Here is an 18,813-nt window from a genome sequence, read left to right as displayed (position 1 = left end):
AACTTGTCTCACATATAAAACAAAACGAGCAACTCCATTATTTCATGGCGGAATACTCTCGCCTTTTTAAACACCAGATAGCATCAGGGGAACGTTATGCGCAAAACCATTATCGCATTTTTACTAATCTCACCAATGAGTTACGCAAGCACCCTCACGCCAGTCAGTGAGAAACCCGTCACAAAGCCTGAGGAAAAGAAGAGTAGTTCGGCATTCCCACATCTGCATTGGCAGAGTGAGGATAATAATAAAAACATTGATATCGGTGGCGCATTGCGCGCCAATTATCGTTATGAAGACTGGGGCAGCAGTAATTATCGCAACCCACCCCACTTACGTTTTGATACCTTTCGTATCGATACCAGTGGCAATTATAATGAAGCTTACTTCGACTCCGGCTTTTGGTTTCAGGACCACCGGAAATACGCCATCGACCATGCCTATGTTGGTTATCACCTGAGCGGGAATTCTGACCTGCAGCTGGGCGCACCTTTCAAACCCTTTGGCTTACAGCCTTACCCACAGTTCGGCTGGTCCTATGGCATTCCATTTTATCTCGGTTTCGGGGTCAATAACGGGTTAGGTGCCAAATACCAATTCCATGACAATGGCTGGGCGCTGGATGCCGCCTATTTTCCCCGCATGATGCCGGCAGGGGTGCGCTATGCGCCGGAAGTGGGCAATTTCGACGATTTGAAAAATACCAACTACGGTTCGCAGCATTTGCAAGCTAACGAGAAACGCGACCAGGTAAACCTACGCCTGGCACGTGAATTCCATCAGGGCGACTGGAACAACGAGCTCGGCGGTTCGCTGGCCGTTTCCCGACTCTATAATCATGACACCGGGGATAATGGCACCTTCTGGGCAACGGGCCTGCATGCTTTGGTGAACCACGATCCATGGCATCTGTCGACGCAAATTATCCGTTATTCTTATGATGCCAAAGGGCCTGAGGGAGCAAACAACTCGGTAATTTTAATGGGGGGTAACGGCCTGACGCCTGCCTATTTAATTCCGGCGCAGGCCACCACGGCATCAATCAACCTGGCGCGTGATGTCGAGGTACCCTGGGGGCCAGTGAAAAAACTGCGTTTTTATAACGACTACAGCGTGTTGTGGAAAGATAAGGACGGCGGTTCTGACTCTAAAATGAATACCCTTGGGGTGCAGGTCTTTGCCCTGCCAGTGATGGTGTGGGTTGATTTGACCTGGGCGCAAAACGCCAACCCGTGGGGCGGTGCCGAGAATGCCACCGGTTGGACCAGCACCCAGTCCTCCGGCAGCAATAAATGGTATTTCCGTACTAACCTGAACATCGGCTACTACTTCTAATCAGACCGCCCCCCTACCTACCGGGGGGCATTGCGCTATCCCTTAACCTGGGACACCACGTTCAGCGGTTGTGCGTCAGGCAAGATATTCATATGTTCCAACACCTGAGCCATAATCTTGCCAAACACCGGACCCGCCACCGAGCCGCCGAAGTGCTTACCGGCTTTCGGATTGTTGACCATGACCACCAAGGCTACTTGCGGATCGCTGGCGGGTGCCACACCCGCGGTGTAGTTGATATAACCCCCATCATATTTACCGTTAGCCCCCATCTTCTCTGCCGTACCGGTTTTAATCGCCAACCGGTAACCCGGCACGGCGGCACTGAGCCCACTGCCACCAGGTAAAGCGTCACTTTCCATCATATGCACCACCGTTCTTACCGTATCTTCCGGCAAAATACGCTGCCCCATGACGGGTGGCGTAACCCGGGTAATCGACAAGGGACGATACACACCATAGGAACCGATAGTGGCGTATTCACGAGCCATCTGCAGTGGTGTCACGCGCAAGCCGTAGCCAAAGGAGAAGGTCGCACGTTCAATATCCGCCCAACGTTCGCGGTGTTGCGGCAAATAGCCACTGCTTTCGTTCCCAATGCCCAGATCCGTCGGCATACCCAGGCCAAAGCTCTTATAAACAGCGGGCAATACGGTTGCGGGTAACGCCAGCGCAATATGTGATACCGCGATGTCACTGGATTTTTGCAGCACGCCGGTAATGGTCAGCTTCGACCAGTGCCCCACGTCTTTGATCAAGTGACCGTTGACCCGATAAGGCGTAGTGTCCAGTACGGTATCCGGCTTAATCAGACGATGTTCCAGCCCCACCATCACCACCACCGGTTTCACCGTGGAACCCGGTTCAAAACTGTCGCTGCTACACACGTTGCGTATATCTTTTGCCGGCGTATTGGCATAGTTGTTCGGGTTGAACGACGGGTAACTAGCCATCCCCAACACTTCACCGGTGTTCACTTTCACCAGCACTGCACAACCGGAATCAGCCTGGTTGGCTACCACACCGTCGCGAATTTGTGCGTACAACACATACTGGATGAATTTATCGATACTCAGTGTCACGTTCGGTGGCGGCACAGGATCGACGCTTTTGATTACGCCAATCACCGCTCCGCTGCCATCTTTCTGATATACCCGCAGACCATTTTTGCCCTGCAGCAGGTGGTTAAAGCCCAGTTCAATGCCTTCCAACCCCTGGTTGTCCTGCCCGACAATACCGATAAGCCCGGCAGCGTCCTGACTCATCGGGTAAAAGCGACTGAAGTCCTGTTCTGTGCTCACACCGGTCAAATGCAACTTACTGATATAGTTTGCGTTATCGTCTTCTACCTTACGTGCCAGGTAGACGAAGCGCTTATGAGCATTCGTCTGTATTAGTTTCTGCACTTCACTCAGCGGCATTTTCAGTACGTTAGCCAGACTTTGCCAGCGCTCATTACTGGTATCGGTATTGGTATCCAGAATATGCTTGGGATCCAACACAATATCTCGTGATGACACACTCACCGCCAAAGCTTCACCATTGCGGTCGGTGATCATTCCCCGATTGGTTGGCACCACTTGCGTGCGGATCGATCGTTGGTCCGCCTGGTCAGCCAACTGCTGGTGCTCCATCAGTTGCAAATAACCGACCCTGAACGCCAGCAGAAAAAAGCACACCAGTATCCCGCCGCAAATCCAGCCAAAGCGAAGACTTGAATAATTTTTACCGCTTTTTTTTGTTGATGGCGCCACTGTTAACCCTGCGTTTTTATTCGGATTATGTAATTATTTCAGTCTAACCTGACGGAAATCTTTAGAAGATTGCAGTTTGTAAGAAAGTAAAAACAAACGCGTTTACTGTTGCACATCCGCGCTGTCGTTTAACTCCGGTTTAACTTTCTGGTCCGCGTTAGGCTGCGGCGCGTTAGCCGGGTCAAAAATATGGTCGAGAATCGCCCGCGCGGTTGGCCCTGCCACCACACCATCACCCCCGCCATTTTCCAGAATCAGCGCCATTGCCACTCGTGGATTTTTATAAGGGGCAAACAAGGTATAGAAAATATGATCACGTAACCGCACCGGGATCATTTTGGCGTTATAAGTCTGATTTTCTTTCAAACCGAATACCTGTGAAGTCCCGGACTTGGCGGCAATCTGGTACGGTGCTGTATGGAAAAGCTTATAGCCGGTACCGTTCGGCAGGTTGGCCATACCATACATCCCATTGCGTACGATGCCCCAATACGGCGATTTGGCATCACCTACCTGTGCCGCCTGCTTCGGTGGCAAATAGCGCGTTACCTGATTACCCTGCCGCATGGAATACAGTAAATGGGGCGTTTTCACCTTACCGTTATTGATCAACGTGGTTAATGCTTTCACCATCTGGATAGGCGTGGCAACCCAATACCCCTGACCAATCCCAACCGATATGGTGTCCCCTTGGTACCAAGGCTTCTTATGCACCCGCTGTTTCCATTCACGACTTGGCAGCACACCCCGATACTCTTCGTTCAGATCGATCCCCGTCGCCTGTCCGTAACCAAATTGGCTTAGCCAACTGTGGATGCGGTCAATACCCATTTCAAACGCCACCTGATAGAAGAAGGTGTCGGCAGATTCCTCAATGGCCTTGGTCACATTCAACATACCGTGTCCGCTCTTGAGCCAATCACGATAACGGCGCTGGGTGCCCGGCAGTGTCCAGGTCGGCGCACCAAAAAAAGTGGTGTTGGGGGTGATAACACCAGCAAACAACGCCGACGTTGCCATGTACGGTTTCACGGTGGAGGCCGGTGGGTACAATCCCTGCGTGACGCGGTTAATAAGCGGTAAATCTGGGTTGGTCAGCAGTGTTTTATAGGCTTTATAACTGATGCCTTTCACAAAAGGATTGGGATCGTAACTGGGGCTGGAAACCATGGCCAAAATGCCACCATCGCGCGGATCTTCAACCACCACCGCCGCACGCTGCCCCTTCAATACCGACTCGATGTACTGTTGCAGAGACAAATCCAGCGTCAGATAGATATTTTTTCCGGCCTGTGGCGGTTGCTCCTTCAGCAGGCGAATCACGCGGCCATGGTTGTCCACTTCCACTTCTTGATACCCGGTCGTGCCATGCAGTTCAGACTCATAGTAAGCCTCGATGCCCTGCTTACCGATATTGCGGTCGGCAGCATAGTTCTCACTCAAACCAGCTTTATCCAATCGCTTTAAATCACTGTCATTGATTTTCGAGACGTAGCCCACGACATGGGCTAATTCGGCCCCGTAGGGATATTCACGCTGCTGATAGGTATCAATGGTCACCCCGTCAAAGCGATACTGGTTTACCGCAAAACGTGCCACTTCGGTTTCTGTCAGGCCCGTTTTCAGCGTCACCGGTTTATAGCGACCGTTGTGATGCATATCATCGCGAAAAGCAGTGATATCTTCGGGGGTCAGATCGACAATCGGCGTCAACGCCTGCAATAGTGCAGCCATATTGTCAATTTTACTGGGGATAATCTGGATCTGGTACAGCGTAATATTACGCACCAATGGGATACCATTACGGTCAAATATCAGCCCGCGACTCGGCGCAATCGGCACCATTTTAATGTCGTTCTGATTGGATCGTGTTTGGTAAAAAGCATGCTGTTTAACCTGTAGGCGGTACAGGTTTGCGATCAACACGCCAAAACAGGCGACAACCAACACCATCGCCACGCCAGCACGGCGAATAAACAACATTTCCTCAGCGGAATGGTCACGAATTTTATCTTTTAATAGGGCCATACGTGGCGAGTTACCTGTCTGACGTCACATTTTCCCAAGATAAATCAGGGCAGTGAAAAGTCGGCAAGCATAGCGTTATTGGCTAACGCTCCCCATTAAAAGGTTGCTAATGAAATGGCATAAATGTTTCAGCATGTTTGAATGTTACCAAATGCCGATTTTTCTCCCGCTCAGGGATTGAGCGATGATTTGCAGCGATGCTACAATGTGACACAGATCACACTAACCTACCCTTGCCCGCACTGATTTCCCGACGCACCGCCGGGTGCGGCTTTTTCACCAAGGATCATGTTCGATGAGTACCATAGCCACAGGTTTTATTATGATGCGCTGGGAGTTACTGAGCGCTGTTATGATGTTTTTGGCCAGTCAGCTAAATGTCGTTTGCCGTAAGACCAGCCGCAACGGTATGGCATTTATGTTCAGTAGCCTGGGGCTATTTACCACCTGTTGGTTTGTTATGGGCCTGATGGGCATCAGTTTCAGCCAGGAAGGATTTGTGCATTTCTGGTCAAACGCGTGGGATATGTATGTCGAAGTGGTGAGCAACACCCCTACCGACTGGCCTATGCCCTGAAACCGCATAGATAGACAGGTGGAGTGCGTTGCACTTTGCCTGTCGTGAATACTGGCCTCGGTTGCCAATGTTATATTCTTTCCGTATTGTTCGTAGGGATAAATAAACACTAAACCAACCTAATTAATTCAAAAACTGTTCGCCAACTCGCTTTACAATAGTGCACGAATTAATTGAATAAGGAATATTCAAATGCATAAAAACACCTTTAAAATAATAACACTTGTCTGCGCAGCGGTATTTTCAACGACCTCTTTTGCGACTGTATCTGTCGTCAAAAAGAGCAATATAAAAAACAATAACGTCGAATCCGCCAAAATTCTGTATGTCGGCAATGTCACGGAAAAGAGTGTCACCGAACTGATTGCCTCCATCGATGAAATTAACGCCACCTACCCAGAATTAAAACATCTGTATTTGTATATCAACAGCGGTGGCGGTGATATGTCCAGCGGCTACATGGCTTATGAGGCAGTCAAGAGCTCACCGGTACCCATTACCACGATTAACTCGGCGTTTGTTGGTTCAGCGGCAACTATGTTCTATTGTGCCGGTAAAGAAAGGCTCGCCATGCCCGCCGCCAGTTTTATGCTGCACCCCGCTGCCGCGTCAAACATCAAGCAAGACTATTTAAAGCCCAACGAAATAGCACAAATTAAGCAGTTCTCCGACGGTTACAATGCGTTATTCCGCAACGTGTATAAACAATGCACCACGTATAATGACGAAGAAATAAGTAAAATGTTGTTCAATGAAGATGGCCGCCAGCTTATTAATGTCGATGCCGCATTAGCACGAAAGATGACGACCGACAAAGCTAATAAGATGGAAACTGTTCCTGTGTCTTATTACATATTGAATGAAGAAACCAATAACTGATTGCGTTTCACGTTGAGCCTCTGTTTGACACCCATCCATTCACAGTGCCCCAGATTTTAATAGGGGGCGCTGTGAATGGCATGGAACCGCTATGGCCGTCATGTCACCTTATGGCAACGTACCGCCGATCCCCCCAGATTAATCCGTAAACTTTGCGGCAGTTGACACCCCTCACCGGCATACGGACATCGCTCGCGGAAGAAACAGCCTGGCGGTAATTGGCGATTACCCGGCAGCTCACCCTTGCGGTCTTCAATCGCGCTGTCACTCAGCGAACGGCCTGCTCGCGGGACCGAATCCAACAACAACCGCGTGTAGGGGTGCTGCGGTTGACGCAGTACCTGTGCGGTCGGCCCCAGTTCGACGATTTGCCCCAGATACATCACGGCCACACGATCACTCATGTGCTGAATCACCGAGACGTTGTGCGAAATCAGCACATAAGTCAGATTGCGTTCGCGCTGCAATTCTACCAGCAAATTGAGGATCTGCGCCTGTACCGAAATATCCAACGCAGAGGTCGGTTCATCCAGCACGATGATATCCGGCTGCGAAGACAGCGCTCGCGCAATGGAGATACGCTGGCGTTGCCCACCGGAAAACTCATGCGGCAATCGGTCAATCGCCTCCGGCCGCAGGCCAACCTGCTGTGCCAACTCCGCAGCCAGTGATCGCCGCTGTGCCACACTGTTATGCTGCTGCACGTACACCGGCTCAGTGATTATGCGCCACACCGGCAGGCGTGGATCGAGCGATGACTGCGGATCCTGAAACACCATTTGCATACCGCTGCCAAACCAAGAACCCTCGTTGCGTGCACGCAGCAATTCGCCGCTACTCGGTTTTAACAATCCCATCAGCAACTGCGCTAAGGTACTTTTGCCACAGCCGGATTCACCGACGATACCCAGCGTTTCGCCACGCATGATATTGAGATCCAGCCCATTGAGTGCATGCACATACTCTTGCGGTTTGCCACGCCAGTTATAACTGGCAGGAAAACGCAGACGCACATCGCGCAACTCAAGTAGTGCTTCAACGTTCATTTCGCCCCTCCAAATCAATAGACTGCGGATGCCAACAGGCCACGTGCTGGGTGGGTTCAGACGTTAATGGCATCAACCGCGGTGTTTGCAGACACTGAGCGTCAGCATGACTACAGCGATTACTGAAGGCGCACCCGGTCGGCAGCGCACTAAGATTGGGCACCGTGCCAGGAATAGCGCGTAACAGACTGCGTGGTTCGGCACGTTCCGGCGCGGCTAACAACAATCCGATAGAGTACGGATGATGGGGGTTGTCTATCACCCTGGCCGTGGTACCACTTTCGATCACGTGGCCGGCATACATCACGTACACCCGGTCACACAGCTGCGACACCACGGCCATATCATGGGTGATAAACAGCACCGCCGTGCCGCTGGCACGCGCTTTCTGTTGCAGCAAACGCAGTACCTGCCGCTGTACCGTGACATCCAGTGCGGTCGTCGGTTCATCGGCGATGATCAGTTCCGGTTCGCAAGAGAACGCCATGGCGATCAACACTCGCTGGCGCATACCACCAGACAACTCAAACGGGTAGCGCTCCATCACCCGTTCCGCGTCGGCAATTTGCATCTCACGCAGCAGTTGGATCGCCTTGTCTCGTGCTACTTGCGAAGATAACTGCTGATGCAGGCGGATCACTTCACACATTTGCCGCCCAATCTTGCGCGTTGGGTTCAGCGCACTCATCGGCTCCTGAAAAATCATCGACACCCGTGCGCCACGCAGTTGGCGCATTTGCTGTTCACTGGCGTTAAGCACGTCAGTGCCCAACATTTCCAGCGAGCCGCCGGTAACGCTGTAGCCGTCCTCAGCCAACAGACGCAACGTCATCATCGCCGTCACCGACTTGCCGGAACCAGACTCACCGACCACGCCAACAATTTCGCCAGCCTTCACCTGCAGCGACACACGGTTAAGCGCTTTGATACTGCCGCCGTAAACCGGGAATTCCAGTTGCAACTCATCAATAGATAAAACGGTAGCTTCACTCATCAACGCCCCCGGGTTTTAGGATCCAGCAGGTCACGCAGACCATCGCCGAAGAGATTGAACCCCGTGGCGGTGATCAGGATCGCCGTCCCGGGGAACGCCGAATACCACCATTGGTCGAGTACATAGTTCCGGCCATTGGCCACCATCGCGCCCCACTCGGCGGTTGGCTGCTGCGCACCCAGGCCGATGAAGCCCAGCGTGGCCGCCATCAGAATCGCGGTACCAATATCCAATGATGCCTGCACCACCAGCGGTGGCATCACATTACGCAGTACGTGCCAACTGATCAGGTGCCAGCGTGAGGCGCCAAAGGTACGTGCCGCTTGCATATAGGCCTGATGGCGAAGCGTCAATGTCTGCCCGCGCGCCAACCGGACGTAGAATGGGATGCGCACCACGGCAATCGCCAGCATGGCGTTGAACAGACTGGGACCCAGCGCCGCCGCCAATGCCATGGTCAGCACCAACGAGGGCACTGACAACATGATGTCCATGCAACGCATGATTAGCGCATCTACCGTGCCCCCCATCACACCAGAAAAACAGCCCAGCAATGAACCAATACCGCCCGCCAGCACTACAACAGCCAACCCGGCGGCCACAGACTGCCGACTGCCAACCAGCACCCGACTGAACAGATCGCGGCCTACCTCATCGGTACCAAACCAGTGTTCTGCTGAAGGCGGTAATAACCGTGCAGTGAGATCGATAGCGTCTGGGTTATGCGGTGCCAGCCACGGCGAAAACAGCATCAGAAACAGTACAGCAATCATGATGGCCGCCCCCAACAGCGTTAGCGGACTGCGACGTACCCGGTACCAGGCACGACGCAGGCTGACAAAACGCAACGGCACTTCCGCCACGGGCGGTTGTTCGATTTGAGTCATCGTCATTATCCCTCGCGCCCCATTCGCGGGTCGATCCACAGATAGAGCAGATCGACGATCAAATTGACCATTACATAGGCAAAGGACACCACAACGGCAAAGCCCATCACCGCAGGGAAGTCCAACGCCTGAATGGAGTCCACGACGTAAGCCCCCATACCTGGCCAGGCAAATACCGTTTCAGTCAGCACCGCGCCGTACAACAAGTCTCCCAGCGCCAGCCCTAACACCGTTACCGAAGGGATCAACGCATTCGGCAAAGCATGGCCCAGCACCACCCGCCAGTGTGAGAGGCCATTGGCACGCGCGGTACGGATGTAGTCTTCCCCCAACTGTTCAAGCATTGCCGAGCGGATTTGCCGCGCCACCACGCCGAGGTGTACGAACGCCAAGGTCAGTGCTGGCAAAATCAGATGTCTCAGACTGTTCCAAAATGCTTCGCCATTGCCGGTCAGCAATGAATCAAGCAGATAAAAGCCGGTGATATGCGTGGGTGGGTCTAGCCAGTCGTCCAGCCTGCCGCCGCCGGGCAACAGATTGAGTTGGCCGTAAAATAAAATGATCACCCCTAGCCCCAACCAGAAAGCCGGGGTGGATATGCCGGTCACCGACATTAGCCGTACCAAATGGTCGGGCCATTTATTACGGTAAACTGCCGACACCACGCCGAGCGGAACTCCCAACGCGATCGCCAGCAACAACGCGCAAAAAGCCAACTCTAATGTAGCGGGAAAGAAGGCACGTAAATCCTCTAATACCGGCCGCCCGGTGCGGATAGATGTCCCCAGATCGCCATGCAGCAGATCCAGCACATAGCGGCCAAATTGCACATATAACGGCTGATCTAGCCCGAGTTGCTGGCGAATGTGCTGGACGATTTCCTCACTGGCCCGATCACCGGCCAACAGCCGTGCCGGATCGCCGGGAATCAAGTGTGAGATGGTAAAGGTGATCACGCACACCCCGAACATCACCAGCACCAGTCCCCAGCAACGCTGACGGATAAGGCTCCAAACGTTCATAGCGATTTCCCATGGTGCATGGGCAGCCAAACGGCTGCCCGAAGAAGATTACTTGCTCATCTGCCCAACGTTGAATACCTGCTCCAGCATTGGGTTATATACAAAGCCCTTAACTTCTTTGTTCATCGCTACCTGATAGTTTTTCTGGAACAGATAGACATAAGCCGCCTGGTCAATAACGATTTTCTGCGCCGCCTGATAATCAGCAGTACGTATCTGTTGATCGGACACCGATACCGCTTTCTTCAACAGTGCATCGACCTGCGGATCGCTGTAGAACGAACGGTTTCCGGGTAGCCCTTTCTTGTCGGACTCGAACCAGTAGTTCATGAACATGTAGGGGTCGGCAAAGTCCGGGCTCCAGTTGCCTATCGCAATATCGTAATTACCCTGACCGATGCGGTCACGCATGGTGGCGTTCGCCAATTTCTCCAGTTTGACGTTGATGCCCACTGTCGCCAGGCTGGCTTGTACCGAAAGCGCAATCGCCTCCCAGTTAGGATCGCTGACCGAATACAAGAAGTTAAGCGACGCGGGTTTATCCTTCACCGCCGCCAGCGCTGCTTTGGCCTTGTCTGCATCTTGGCTGTACTGTTGCGCGGTAGCATCGTAGCCCCACATACCTTCCGGGATCGGGCCACGCATTTGTTTGCCGTTACCGCCGAGAATCCCCTTCACCATGCCCTGATAATCCACCGCGTAAGAGATGGCACGGCGCAGATCCACCTGATTCAGCGGTGCTTTGCCGTTGTTGAGATATAAATACGTCACCCGCAATGACGGATATTCGTTTACCGCTACCTTATTTTCGCTCTTCAACGCAGTGAGCTGATCGATCGGCAGTGATTCGGCAATATCCAGATCGCCGCGTGTCAGTTGCAAACGACGGGTGGCACTTTCACCGATAATTTTGACCGTCACACGCTTAAACGCCGGTTTGGCTCCGTTGTAATGAGGGTTCGGCACCAATACCAGTTGTTGTCCCTTCTGCCAGCGATCCAGCTTGTACGGGCCGGAACCTGCACTGTGATTCGATAACCAGGCTTTACCTTCATCGGCCGGATTAGCCTTGGCAATGGCCGGGTTAACAATACCGGCCCCGTCGTTGGCTAAGGTGTACAGGAATGGCGCAAACGGAGTTTTCAGGGTGAACCGCACGGTTAGCGGATCCACCGCCGTAACCTGCAAGTCTTTCGGGAAGGCTTCGGACGGCCCCTGACCAATCTTCATCAGGCGCTCAAACGACCATTTCACAGCATCGGCATTGACATCCGAACCGTCATCAAACTTGTTGCCCGGTTTAAGTTTAAAGGTCCAGACGAGTTGATCGTCTGAAGCCGTCCAGCTTTCTGCCAGTTCGCCTTCAACCTGAGTCGAGCCTTTACCGCCCTCGGTTTTGTACTGCACCAGCCGTTGGTAAGCTGGGTAAGTTACCGTCCAATCGTTGTTATCAATCGTCACCGCCGGATCCAGCGTTTGCGGGTCGGCCGCCTTGCCAATCACCAGCATGTCTTTGGGTACCGCTGCCTGCGCCTGGCCCATGACTACCATGCCCAACGTCACTGCAGCCGCCAGAGCGGCGTATTTGATCTTATTCATAAACAAAGCTCCTGATGCGTTGAATGTGTGTTGTTTTAATCGTAAGAAAAACAGCCGAATTGATCGGCCAACAGCGGGTAATCACCGGCGTTAGGCAGTTCAAAATGCCACCATTCGCTGGCAATGCCGCGAAAACCTCCGGCGGCCATCACCGCATTCAGCAGCAGCCGATTGCGTTGCACCTCCGGAGAGAAGTCAGGGTAAAACGGGTGAGAACGTTCGCTCATCTCATCAAATCCAGTGCCCATATCCAGCGCTACGCCGTTGGTGTCCAGCAACGTCACATCGATCGCAACACCGCGGCTGTGATGTGAACCGGTTTGTGTGCTGGTGACATACTGTGGATCGGGACATGCCAGCCACAACAGTGCCTGCGCCTGCTGCGGTCGATAAGCATCAAACACTTGTAGAGAAAAACCGGCCAGACGTGCAGCCAACAAGCAGCGCCGTAACCCCTTCACTGCATCAGGATGCAGCAAGCAGCGGCTTTCACGGTAGATTGCCCGACCGGTCAGGTTGTCCGCGGTGGCGTATTTAAGATCAATCGGCAAGTCGGGGAATGTGGCTGCCAGATTGATTAACGTTACATTGTCACTCATTGCATTTTCCCATAGCGATTAAGATTCAAATTGCCCCAATTCTTTTTGCAGGATGCGGTTATTCGCCAGTCGTTGTTCTACCGCCGCCCCCCCTTGTTCCAGCACGGAGGACAGCAGCAGGTTGAACAAGCAGCTCAGCGGTGCCAATGAATCCCAAAATTGGCCGGTGTCAGTCTTCACCTGCAACAGGTCAATGGGATAATCTCGTGCCCAGGGGCAGTAAATATCGGTAATCAGTGCCAGCCGCAGCCCACGCGCGCAGGCCGCCTGACAGTATTTCTGAGCGATAGTGGAATAGGCTCGGGTATCGGTCAGCACCAGATACGGTGAGTTGAATTCTGAATTGAGTGACTCTACGTAGGTACCAGACAGACCATCGGCGTAGTAAACCTTGGGCCGTAGGTATTCCAAATGGCTGTAGAAGGCGTTGGCAATGCCACGTGTGGACTGAATACCGACCACAAACACCGCTTCCGCCTGCGCCAACTGTCGACTGACCAAGGCAAAAGCATCACCACCGGCTAATTGATACACATGCTCGATCGCTTCAAGCTCCAGCGTTAGCGACTGGCGCAGTTTTTGCGGCTGTGGCTGTTCGCGTCGTTGGCGATAAGCGCCCAGGCGATCGGTCACGCCCCAAGGTTGATACAGCGCCGTACCCTGTTCACGCAGCGTGCGTTTAAAATCGTCAAGATTGCGGTAACCCAGACTGCGTAGGTAGCGTCCGACTGAAATGCCGCTGGTGGCTGTGCTGCGGGCGATACTGTCGGCGGTTTCAAACGGCACCTGTGCCAAATTGGCCAGCAGATATCCGGCAATACGTTTCCCGGTCGGGGTCTGTACTGCAAAGGACGCTTCGATTTGTGCGATTACATCTGGATGCTCTGCCATAGTTCGCCCGCTGTTGTTGAGTTGTCATCACGCCACCCTTTGTTACTCAGATAACAAAGACTGATGATGACAATGCATGGCCTGTGCCAATTGCGAATAGCTGGGGAATAATTCTCGCGCGGCGGCGTACAGCGGTGCAGGAACAGCAGCGCCAACGGTTACAACATAGTCATCAGTTGATAACTATTGCACAACATTTGGGCAATGCATCTGGCAATGCACTGCCATGAACCACTGATTTTCAATTTTATGACAGCGCTTGCGAAACCAATGCAAACGTCTGTGCAAGATCGTAATTCGGTCTATAAGACTCGCCTCTAACCATGATGGTGGGCGTATCAATACAGGGCAACCCCCGCCCAACCAACCATTCGCTAAGACCACTGTCCAGCGGTGTATCCACCCGCAAGAACTGGCCGCTGCAAGGCTGACACAAAGCATCAATCAGGGCTATGGCCCCCGCAAGTTCAGGTGCAACGACGGGGCCGATCATACTGCCATAACCAAAACGACGCCGCAGGGCAAACCCCACCACAATACCTTGTCGTTCCAGCACCAACGCTTGATCTGCACTTGCCAACAATGCGGCCCACAGCGGCTGACGTTGCATACCGCTGGCAGAAAAGTCCAACGCACTCAACACAGGAATGTCTTGCGGTAATGCGGGACGCAGGCTTAACCCCTTAGGCAATGGCGCGGTGATACGCGCAGGTAACGCCCGGTATTGGTGTTGCGCCAAGGGGCCCTTATCGACAAACCCCAACTGCCGATACAGCGGTTTCCCTTGGTCGCTAGCCACCAGTTGAAGCTGATAGTCGCCCAACGGGGCCATCAATCTCTGCATCATCGCCCTGGCAATGCCTTTCCCGCGATGCTGCTCAGCCACAATCACCAATCCTAGCGTGCCACGATGCTCGCCCCACAGCCAACGCAGAGCACAACCGACCAGCACGCCGTCAGCCTCAGCGATAACCCCAGCCCCCAATGACCACGACTGCTGCCAATCTTCAAGCCGATGAGGCCACTGTACTTTTTGCGACAGTGAATAGGCTGGTACCACATCGGCCGCCCCCATTTCTCGCAACTTAAATGTCATGCCCCGCATCTCCTGATCAACGTTGTTTCCTTGCTATAGCACCATGACAGCATAACCGCCGGCAATCGGCAAACTTGCACCACCGGTGAGAAGCCGTTAGGGTTAACTGTGACTTGCATCACAATTCCAGGGTCCTTACGGCGAAGATATCGCTGTCGATTTCCCGGTTAATAACAAAGTAATCCGCCTATTTATCAGTGAATTGTGCACGATAGAATGGAGATGAAATGCTGAAGCTGAGTCCCAACCTGTAAATTTTTACCGATCTGGACGGCTCACTGCTGGACCATCACAGCTACCGTTGGCAACCGGCACAATCCTGGCTTGATCGTCTGGCACGAGCTCAGACGCCACTGATCATTACCACCAGTAAAACCGCGGCCGAAGTCTGCACGTTGCAACAGCAACTGGGGCTGAGTCACTGGCCCTTTATCGCTGAAAACGGCGCGCAGATTGTTTTCCCCGAAGGCTGGCACAATGATCCCGACTACCCGTCGAAAACCCTGGGCATGGATTACACCCACCTGACGGCAATATTGCACGAACTGCGCCGCCAGACGGGGTTCGCCTTTCTGGGGTTTGCTGACGTGGATGACGCGACGGTAGCACAATGGACTGGATTGACACTGGCGCAAGCACATCAGGCACGACAGCGTACGGGCTCCGAACCCTTGCGCTGGGAAGGCACTGCCCAACAGCTAGAATGCTTGCGCAGGTTGCTGGAACAGCATGATTTACACCTGACTCAGGGCGGGCGCTTTTATCACGTAATGAGCAAACAGATCAGCAAAGGCAATGCCGCTCGCTGGCTGGCAGCACGCTTTCCATTAAGCCAAGGTTTCCCACTAATTACCCTCAGTCTGGGCGATGGCCCCAATGATCTCTCGTTGCTGTACGCCAGCAATCTGGCGGTATTGATTCGCGGCCAACAAGCCAAACCACTCGACTTGCCGGGCGACTTCGCCGGTCGTCTGTACCGCACTCGGCAACAAGGCCCACACGGGTGGCGCGAAGGGTTGGACTATTTTCTGCTAAACGGGAGTGCCCACCATGAGTGAATTTTACCAAGACGGCATCATCACCAACTTCCATAACCTCGCCCAGCGTGAATTGGCCGAGCTGGAATACGAGTTGCAGGTATTTTCCGGGCGCAACACCATGGGGCTGATTTTACCTTCGCTCTATTCCGAGCTTGAAGGTCCTGCTCTGGACAAGATTGTCGATATCCTGGCGCAAGTGCCCTATCTGGAAGAGATCGTGATTGGCCTGGATCGTGCCAACCATCAGCAGTTTTTACATGCCAAAAATTTCTTTTCGCGCCTGCCACAACGCCATCGCATTTTGTGGAATGACGGACTGCGTCTAACGGCAATTGCCGAGCAGCTTAGTGCTGAAGGTCTGGCGCCCAACGAACCGGGTAAAGGCCGCAATGTATGGTTCTGCGTCGGCTACACCCTGGCATCGCGTCGTAGCAGTTGCGTAGCACTGCATGACTGCGACATCATCACCTACGATCGGCGCATGTTGGCACGTTTGCTGTACCCCGTAGCCAATCCGCAATTCCATTACGATTTCTGTAAAGGCTATTACGCCCGGGTGGCTGGCAGTAAGCTTAATGGCCGTGTGGGCCGTTTGCTGGTGTTTCCACTGCTAAAATCGCTGCAAAAAGTCTACGGCAACTCGGATTTTCTCGATTATCTGCGCAGCTATCGTTACCCGCTTTCCGGCGAATTCGCCATGCGCACCCATATCCTCAACAACCTGCGTATTCCCAGCGATTGGGGCCTGGAGATCGGCGTATTATCAGAAATCCACCGCAACACTGCCACCAACCGCATCTGCCAGGTGGACATTGCCGATCATTACGACCACAAACATCAACCCATGTCAGAGGATGATCCGCATACTGGCCTGCAACGTATGGCGAATGACATTACCAAAGCGCTGTATCGCAAATTGGCGATACAGGGTGTGCCGATTACCAGCGATTCTTTCCGTGTACTGCGCGCCACGTATTATCGCACTGCGCTGGATATGATCGACGCCTTCGAACATGATGCAAAAATGAATGGATTGAGCTTCGATCGTCACAGCGAAGAATCGGCGGTCGAACTGTTTTCCCGCGTGATTTCACAGGCGGGCCACGCCTTTAGCGAAAATCCCGGCGATAAGCCTTTTGTACCGAGTTGGAACCGTGTGCAGTCCGCCTTCCCTGATATTTTGCAGCGACTTTACGACGCCGTAGAGCAAGATAACCAGCCGTAAATCTCCCCGCCGCCCGGCGGGTTTTACTTTTGCTCACTTATTTCACCCGGCACGGTCTGATAACTGGTGTTATTATTATTCTGCTCAATAATTCCCTCCTAATTCAAAGTGGTACGACAAGCTGATGGAAGCGTGGAAACTCAATCTGATTTCGGTCTGGCTCGGTTGTTTCTTTACCGGGCTGGCAATGAGCCAAATCCTCCCTTTTCTCCCGCTGTATGTCGAACAGCTCGGTGTTAGCGGCCATCAATCTCTGAGTATTTGGTCCGGTCTGGTATTCAGTGGCACTTTTTTAGTATCTGCATTGGTATCACCGCTGTGGGGCAGCCTGGCGGACCGCAAAGGCCGTAAACTGATGTTGCTGCGTGCGTCCCTGGGGATGGCGATCGTGATTGCGTTGCAAGGCTTGGTCACTAACGTTTATCAACTCTTTGCATTACGGGCGTTAATGGGCCTAACCTCCGGCTATATCCCCAACGCAATGGCATTGGTCGCCTCGCAGGTGCCACGTGATAAAAGCGGCTGGGCTTTAGGCACCTTATCTACCGGCCCGGTGACCGGGGTGATCGTTGGCCCACTATTAGGGGGCCTGATGGCCGACCATCTGGGCTTACGCGTGGTGTTTTTTGTCACTGCCGGGCTGATGTTTGTCAGTTTCCTGATTACCCTGTTCCTGATAAAAGAACATCGCATCGAAGTCAAAAAAGCCGATCGGCTGAGCGGCAAGGCGGTATTCCAGTCGCTGCCCTATCCAACGCTGATCGTAACGCTGTTTGTCAGCACGCTGATGATCCAATTAGCCAACTCGTCCATTAGCCCAATCCTGACACTTTTTATCAAGGAATTATCCGGTGATAGCAGCAACATTGCTTTCATTAGCGGCATGATTGCCGCCGTTCCTGGCATTGCGGCTTTGATTTCCGCTCCGCGCCTCGGCCGGCTGGGCGATCGTATCGGCACCTCACGTATTTTGTTAGCAGCGCTGGGGTTAACAACGGTGTTGTTCGCGATCATGGCCTGGGTAGAAACGCCACTCCAACTGGGGATCTTAAGGTTTATGCTGGGGTTTGCTGATGGTGCCTTGATGCCTGCCGTACAGACACTGCTGCTGAAGTATTCGTCCGATCAAGTCACTGGCCGTATCTTTGGTTATAACCAGTCATTTATGTACCTGGGTAATGTGGTCGGCCCGCTGATAGGCTCAGGTGTTTCGGCACTGATGGGTTTCCGCTGGGTATTCGCCGTAACGGCAGTGCTGGTGTTGATCAACTGCCTGCAAGTTCGCAGTCAGTTTAAAAAAGTCGAGGGTGACCCGGCGTGATCAATGGGGCCGCAGCAGCGGCCCTGTTGCACTAGAACATGGTATTGTCGTTAGCCGATTTCTCAGGCACTTCCTGATTGACGTCCCAATGCTCGGTAATTTTTCCCTGATCATTTACACGATAAATATCTACGCTGGCAGTCCCACGATCCTGCGGGTTGTTTTTATACAACACGTGGACGAAAACCAAATCACCGCTGACCGCACTGCGGTATATTTTTGCACTGAACTGCGGGTTATCTTTAAAATTTTGGCTGAAGAAGTCCAGGAACGGTTTAATACCGTCGCCGACAAACGGATTATGCTGTTTGTAGTTTTCTACAATCAACCGTTGTGCCACGCTGATGTCATGCTGATTAAAGAAACCGGCATACAGATCTTCAACGACCTTTAATTTCTTCTGGCTGTGCAGATGATTTTTCCCAGTTCGCTTTTGCGGCGCATTGTTTTCAACGGCAAGAACAGGATAACTGGCAAGCATACTGCCGACGATAAGTAACGGAATAAATGCCTTTTTCAT

17 protein-coding genes are annotated in these 18,813 nt (G+C 52.9%); 6 read left to right on the top strand and 11 right to left on the bottom strand.

The window, feature by feature from the left end; translation table 11 throughout:
• The first annotated feature begins 96 nt into the window (after window positions 1-96).
• Window positions 97-1,335, top strand: a complete 1,239-nt coding sequence (locus SGBXF1_RS11850) for a hypothetical protein (protein WP_186428429.1) — start codon at window positions 97-99, stop codon at window positions 1,333-1,335.
• A 35-nt stretch (window positions 1,336-1,370) separates the two neighbouring features.
• Here SGBXF1_RS11850 and SGBXF1_RS11845 read toward each other — a convergent pair whose 3' ends face one another.
• Window positions 1,371-3,089, bottom strand: coding sequence for a penicillin-binding transpeptidase domain-containing protein (locus SGBXF1_RS11845; RefSeq protein WP_186428428.1), 1,719 nt, complete (start codon window positions 3,087-3,089; stop codon window positions 1,371-1,373).
• Window positions 3,090-3,191: 102 nt separating this feature from the next.
• Window positions 3,192-5,117, bottom strand: a complete 1,926-nt coding sequence (gene mrdA, locus SGBXF1_RS11840; protein WP_186428427.1) for a penicillin-binding protein 2 — start codon at window positions 5,115-5,117, stop codon at window positions 3,192-3,194.
• 295 nt (window positions 5,118-5,412) lie between these two features.
• On the opposite strand from mrdA, the gene SGBXF1_RS11835 reads away from it, so the two are divergent.
• Both SGBXF1_RS11835 and SGBXF1_RS11830 read left to right on the top strand, forming a co-directional pair.
• Window positions 5,413-5,694 carry a YjcB family protein gene (locus SGBXF1_RS11835; RefSeq protein WP_037415046.1) on the top strand — a complete coding sequence of 94 codons (282 nt, stop codon included), beginning with the start codon at window positions 5,413-5,415 and terminating at the stop codon, window positions 5,692-5,694.
• A gap of 192 nt (window positions 5,695-5,886) precedes the next feature.
• Window positions 5,887-6,573: an ATP-dependent Clp protease proteolytic subunit gene (locus SGBXF1_RS11830; RefSeq protein WP_051922508.1), complete on the top strand. Its 687-nt coding sequence runs from the start codon at window positions 5,887-5,889 to the stop codon at window positions 6,571-6,573.
• Window positions 6,574-6,671: 98 nt separating this feature from the next.
• Here the strand turns inward: SGBXF1_RS11830 and SGBXF1_RS11825 are convergent, their stop codons facing one another.
• From SGBXF1_RS11825 to SGBXF1_RS11790, 8 genes are all read right to left on the bottom strand, one after another.
• Window positions 6,672-7,619 (bottom strand): oligopeptide/dipeptide ABC transporter ATP-binding protein, encoded by a 948-nt coding sequence (locus tag SGBXF1_RS11825; protein WP_037415043.1) that lies wholly within the window; start codon window positions 7,617-7,619, stop codon window positions 6,672-6,674.
• The gene (locus tag SGBXF1_RS11820) at window positions 7,609-8,613 is read right to left on the bottom strand and encodes an ABC transporter ATP-binding protein (protein WP_186428426.1); all 1,005 of its coding nucleotides are present in this window, start codon (window positions 8,611-8,613) and stop codon (window positions 7,609-7,611) included. The genes SGBXF1_RS11825 and SGBXF1_RS11820 overlap by 11 nt, the downstream gene beginning before the upstream one ends.
• Complete coding sequence (ddpC, locus tag SGBXF1_RS11815; RefSeq protein WP_037415905.1) at window positions 8,613-9,500, bottom strand: D,D-dipeptide ABC transporter permease; 888 nt, start codon at window positions 9,498-9,500, stop codon at window positions 8,613-8,615. The genes SGBXF1_RS11820 and ddpC overlap by 1 nt, the downstream gene beginning before the upstream one ends.
• A 5-nt stretch (window positions 9,501-9,505) precedes the next feature.
• A complete protein-coding gene (locus SGBXF1_RS11810; protein ID WP_061806182.1) occupies window positions 9,506-10,522 on the bottom strand; it encodes an ABC transporter permease in 1,017 nt (338 codons plus the stop codon).
• Between the two features lie 48 nt (window positions 10,523-10,570).
• On the bottom strand, window positions 10,571-12,073 hold the full coding sequence (locus tag SGBXF1_RS11805; protein WP_227021854.1) for an ABC transporter substrate-binding protein: 1,503 nt from the start codon (window positions 12,071-12,073) through the stop codon (window positions 10,571-10,573).
• Between the two features lie 83 nt (window positions 12,074-12,156).
• Window positions 12,157-12,720, bottom strand: coding sequence for a D-alanyl-D-alanine dipeptidase (gene ddpX, locus SGBXF1_RS11800; RefSeq protein WP_186428425.1), 564 nt, complete (start codon window positions 12,718-12,720; stop codon window positions 12,157-12,159).
• Between the two features lie 18 nt (window positions 12,721-12,738).
• A complete protein-coding gene (locus SGBXF1_RS11795) occupies window positions 12,739-13,611 on the bottom strand; it encodes a MurR/RpiR family transcriptional regulator (RefSeq protein WP_037415020.1) in 873 nt (290 codons plus the stop codon).
• 247 nt (window positions 13,612-13,858) lie between these two features.
• Entirely contained in the window at window positions 13,859-14,707 is an 849-nt protein-coding gene (locus SGBXF1_RS11790) for a GNAT family N-acetyltransferase (protein ID WP_238321032.1), read from the bottom strand.
• A 254-nt stretch (window positions 14,708-14,961) separates the two neighbouring features.
• On the opposite strand from SGBXF1_RS11790, the gene SGBXF1_RS11785 reads away from it, so the two are divergent.
• From SGBXF1_RS11785 to SGBXF1_RS11775, 3 genes are all read left to right on the top strand, one after another.
• The gene (locus tag SGBXF1_RS11785; RefSeq protein WP_238321043.1) at window positions 14,962-15,765 is read left to right on the top strand and encodes a mannosyl-3-phosphoglycerate phosphatase-related protein; all 804 of its coding nucleotides are present in this window, start codon (window positions 14,962-14,964) and stop codon (window positions 15,763-15,765) included.
• Window positions 15,758-16,972, top strand: coding sequence for a glycosyltransferase family protein (locus SGBXF1_RS11780; protein WP_186428423.1), 1,215 nt, complete (start codon window positions 15,758-15,760; stop codon window positions 16,970-16,972). Before SGBXF1_RS11785 ends, SGBXF1_RS11780 begins: the two co-directional genes overlap by 8 nt.
• Window positions 16,973-17,096: 124 nt before the next feature.
• A complete protein-coding gene (locus tag SGBXF1_RS11775) occupies window positions 17,097-18,293 on the top strand; it encodes a multidrug efflux MFS transporter (RefSeq protein ID WP_037415014.1) in 1,197 nt (398 codons plus the stop codon).
• Window positions 18,294-18,324: 31 nt separating this feature from the next.
• Here SGBXF1_RS11775 and SGBXF1_RS11770 read toward each other — a convergent pair whose 3' ends face one another.
• Window positions 18,325-18,813 (bottom strand): nuclear transport factor 2 family protein, encoded by a 489-nt coding sequence (locus SGBXF1_RS11770; protein ID WP_061806174.1) that lies wholly within the window; start codon window positions 18,811-18,813, stop codon window positions 18,325-18,327.

This window comes from Serratia grimesii (assembly GCF_900186025.1).
GTDB lineage: Bacteria > Pseudomonadota > Gammaproteobacteria > Enterobacterales > Enterobacteriaceae > Serratia > Serratia grimesii.
Note: the sequence above shows the minus strand (reverse complement) of the source record. Positions and strands in the feature narration are given on the sequence as shown.

Excerpts from the sequence above, each read along its gene's own strand:
- SGBXF1_RS11850 (WP_186428429.1), top strand. The coding sequence starts at position 97 with ATGCGCAAAACCATTATCGCATTTTTACTAATCTCACCAATGAGTTAC.
- mrdA (WP_186428427.1), bottom strand. The coding sequence starts at position 5,117 with ATGGCCCTATTAAAAGATAAAATTCGTGACCATTCCGCTGAGGAAATG.
- SGBXF1_RS11835 (WP_037415046.1), top strand. The coding sequence starts at position 5,413 with ATGAGTACCATAGCCACAGGTTTTATTATGATGCGCTGGGAGTTACTG.
- SGBXF1_RS11830 (WP_051922508.1), top strand. The coding sequence starts at position 5,887 with ATGCATAAAAACACCTTTAAAATAATAACACTTGTCTGCGCAGCGGTA.
- SGBXF1_RS11825 (WP_037415043.1), bottom strand. The coding sequence starts at position 7,619 with ATGAACGTTGAAGCACTACTTGAGTTGCGCGATGTGCGTCTGCGTTTT.
- SGBXF1_RS11820 (WP_186428426.1), bottom strand. The coding sequence starts at position 8,613 with ATGAGTGAAGCTACCGTTTTATCTATTGATGAGTTGCAACTGGAATTC.
- ddpC (WP_037415905.1), bottom strand. The coding sequence starts at position 9,500 with ATGACTCAAATCGAACAACCGCCCGTGGCGGAAGTGCCGTTGCGTTTT.
- SGBXF1_RS11810 (WP_061806182.1), bottom strand. The coding sequence starts at position 10,522 with ATGAACGTTTGGAGCCTTATCCGTCAGCGTTGCTGGGGACTGGTGCTG.
- SGBXF1_RS11805 (WP_227021854.1), bottom strand. The coding sequence starts at position 12,073 with ATGGTAGTCATGGGCCAGGCGCAGGCAGCGGTACCCAAAGACATGCTG.
- ddpX (WP_186428425.1), bottom strand. The coding sequence starts at position 12,720 with ATGAGTGACAATGTAACGTTAATCAATCTGGCAGCCACATTCCCCGAC.
- SGBXF1_RS11795 (WP_037415020.1), bottom strand. The coding sequence starts at position 13,611 with ATGGCAGAGCATCCAGATGTAATCGCACAAATCGAAGCGTCCTTTGCA.
- SGBXF1_RS11790 (WP_238321032.1), bottom strand. The coding sequence starts at position 14,707 with ATGACATTTAAGTTGCGAGAAATGGGGGCGGCCGATGTGGTACCAGCC.
- SGBXF1_RS11780 (WP_186428423.1), top strand. The coding sequence starts at position 15,758 with ATGAGTGAATTTTACCAAGACGGCATCATCACCAACTTCCATAACCTC.
- SGBXF1_RS11775 (WP_037415014.1), top strand. The coding sequence starts at position 17,097 with ATGGAAGCGTGGAAACTCAATCTGATTTCGGTCTGGCTCGGTTGTTTC.
- SGBXF1_RS11770 (WP_061806174.1), bottom strand. The coding sequence starts at position 18,813 with ATGAAAAAGGCATTTATTCCGTTACTTATCGTCGGCAGTATGCTTGCC.